A 2,974-nucleotide genomic window follows, 5' to 3' on the forward strand; every position below is an offset into this window, starting at 1 on the left:
TATGAAACGAAACATTTCCTTTTTTTTGCTGCTTCTCCTTCTGTTGCCCTCCCTGATTTATGCACAGAACATGAACATGGACAATTATTTTGCCTGGTGTATTGTACCGTTCGACAACCAAAACCGGACACCCGAACAGCGGATTGAGATGCTGAAAAACCTGGGATTTAAATCGTATGCTTACGACTGGCGCGCGGAACACCTGCCTGAAATGGCCAAAGAAATTAATTTGGCCCGCGAAAACGGAATCAACATAAATGCCGTTTGGATGTGGCTGGACAAAAACGATGCGCCAGGAAACCTTTCGGCAAATAACCAAAAAGTATTGCAGGCGCTGGAGCAAACCGGACTGCAAACGCAAATCTGGGTGAGTTTCCCGGAAAATTATTTCGATAATTTAAACGAACAACAGCGGCTGGAAAAGGCGATAATAATGATTGGCAATGTAAGCGACGAAGCCCGGAAAATTAATTGTACGGTGGGTTTGTACAACCACGGCGGCTGGTTTGGCCGTCCCGAAAACCTGGTGAAAATTTGTGAAGCGCTGAACGGTCACAAGGTGGGAATCATTTTCAACTTTCACCATGCACACGATATGATAAACGAATTTCCTGAACTGGTAAAACTGATGCAACAGCACCTATGGGCGGTGAACCTGAACGGCATGAATCCCGGCGGCCCGAAAATTCTGCCCGTTGGCAGCGGCGAAAAAGAAGCTGAAATGCTGACCGTATTAAAAGCCGCCGGATATACCGGACCGTTTGGCATTCTGGGCCATGTGGAAGATGCCGATGTGGAACTAATTTTGAAAAAAAATCTGGAAGGAATGAAGAACGTTTTGGAAGAAATAAAAAAATAGTTTCCTGTTTTAAAACCTTAAAAGCAGCCGACAAGGATTTGCATTCCGGTAATTACCGGGATACGCCGGCGGGAAAGTTAATCCCAAAAAACAGACTATCCTACTTTAACAAAGTGGGCGGATTTCAATTCGTCCTTAATGGCTTTGCCTGGCCGGAAAGCCACTTTCAGCCCGGTAATTTTCGATTCGTTTACATCTTCCGGCGAATCTGATGGTTCACCCGAGGCATGGAGTGAAAACGTACCGAATTCGCCCAGTTGAATGGTGTAGTTGTCCAGCAGCAGGTCGGGCAGTTCAGTGGTAAGAATGGTCAGCACAGCATTCACATCGGCTGCGTGCAGGGTACACATTTTCGAAATTCGCTTCGACAACTCAATCAGATCCATTTTCCTGCGGCTGCACACCCGCGGATAATACCGGTAGGCTCCCCCGCCTTTTACACCGGGAGTAGCGGTTTTTACAATTTTATAATTTACTGCCATACAATTTGTTTTGTTTTTAAATATTATTTTTGACGCGAAGTTTAAAATTTAAAATTTATCATAAAAATTCTTAACAGCTCTAATAAATAAGTTTTACAGGTATTAAAATAAACTTTAACATGTATTAAAAACTATATTATAAATGTTATTTATTACAAAAGTATGGAAAATTTTTTATACCAGTGAAGATGATTTACAGAAAAGTGTTGTACCGGTTGCGAAAACATGCCGGAACATAAATGGATTTTTTTACCTGCGTACCGTAACATTTGCTTTTTTTTACAGCAGATTTCTTTTTCTCCGGGAAACCGGTTGTGTATTTGCCTGGCCGGCACCGGCGGGTTTATATTTTGCAACACCTTTTTACCCATCGAATGTAAATATTTTCTATTTTTAAAACCTGAAAACCAAAAAGCAACAATTGAACGAAACACCAAAAATAACGCTCAGTAACGCAACGCACCGCGAACAGCCGGTGGTTAAAGTTGAATTTGCTTACAACAGCGAATTGATTAATGAGCTGAAAACCCGCACCAACGCGCGCTGGAGCGCAAACATGAATAGCTGGTACATTCCCCAAAACAATTTTAATTTAGGTGAATTTTTTACAACCATGAAACCGGTGGCGTGGATCGATTATTCGGGGTTGAAAATTGTTAACGAGCCGGAAAATCCCAAACCCAAAAAACGTGACTATTCGCACCGCTGGAATATTGAATTGCCTAAAGGATATTCGGAATTGCTTCACCAAAAACGATACAGCAAAAACACGATAAAAACATACTCGGCTTATTTTAAAGATTTTATCTATTATTTCAGCGAGTTGAATCTTGAAAAGATTACAAGTAAAGAAATCAACGATTACCTTCTAAATTTGATCAGAAAATGGGACATTACAATTAGCGAACAAAATCAGCGAATTAATGCAATCAAATTTTATTACGAAAAAGTGCTGCGGAAAGAAAGACATGTATATGAAATTGAACGCCCCCGAAAAGAAAAATTGTTACCCGAAATATTGAGTAAAGAAGAAGTGGGGAAAATTTTAAACGCCACGAATAACCTGAAGCACAAAAGTATAATTTCTGTTATTTATTCGTGTGGATTACGGAGAAGTGAAGCCATAAATATTAAGATAGCTGATGTGGATTCGAAACGGATGATGATAAAAATAAATGGCGCAAAAGGGAAAAAAGACCGATATGTACAATTATCGGAAGGATTATTAAAACTATTGCGACAATATTATAGTGAATACAAACCAAAAATTTGGTTGTTTGAAGGACAGAAAGGAGGAAAATATGGAGCAGAAAGTATTTCGAAGTTACTGAAAGGTGCGGCTTTCAAAGCCGGAATTAAAAAACGTGTTTATCCGCACATGCTGAGGCACAGCTTTGCCACCCATCAGTTGGAACAAGGTGTGGATATTCGTTTTATTCAGGAATGGCTCGGACATGAGAGTTTGAAAACGACTCAGCGTTATACACATGTTTCAGAACATAACTTTAAGAACTTTAAAAATCCGCTGGATGAACTACTTTAGCAAAAAAGTTGGGTTACATACCCTTTTTGGCATTGTATCCCAACCCGACATTAGAAATATAACCCAACTTCTTGGGTTGCACATACGTTG

General features: G+C 40.2%; 3 protein-coding genes. 2 read left to right on the forward strand and 1 reads right to left on the reverse strand.

Going from position 1 to position 2,974, the window contains the following annotated elements:
* A partial coding sequence (locus ACESMA_RS21440) for a sugar phosphate isomerase/epimerase family protein (RefSeq protein ID WP_372950930.1) occupies positions 1 to 859 on the forward strand: 859 nt, incomplete at its 5' end.
* A gap of 95 nt (positions 860 to 954) precedes the next feature.
* Here ACESMA_RS21440 and ACESMA_RS21445 read toward each other — a convergent pair.
* Positions 955 to 1,341, reverse strand: coding sequence for an HU family DNA-binding protein (locus ACESMA_RS21445; protein ID WP_372950931.1), 387 nt, complete (start codon positions 1,339 to 1,341; stop codon positions 955 to 957).
* 421 nt (positions 1,342 to 1,762) lie between these two features.
* Here ACESMA_RS21445 and xerA point away from each other — a divergent pair, with 421 nt between their 5' ends.
* The gene (gene xerA, locus ACESMA_RS21450) at positions 1,763 to 2,884 is read left to right on the forward strand and encodes a site-specific tyrosine recombinase/integron integrase (protein WP_372950932.1); all 1,122 of its coding nucleotides are present in this window, start codon (positions 1,763 to 1,765) and stop codon (positions 2,882 to 2,884) included.
* Positions 2,885 to 2,974: the final 90 nt, after the last annotated feature.

It is taken from the genome of Mariniphaga sp. (assembly GCF_041687215.1).
Classification (GTDB): Bacteria; Bacteroidota; Bacteroidia; order Bacteroidales; family Prolixibacteraceae; genus Mariniphaga.

Bases quoted from the DNA above. Each gene is read 5' to 3' on its own strand.
- ACESMA_RS21445 (WP_372950931.1), bottom strand. From the start codon at position 1,341: ATGGCAGTAAATTATAAAATTGTAAAAACCGCTACTCCCGGTGTAAAA.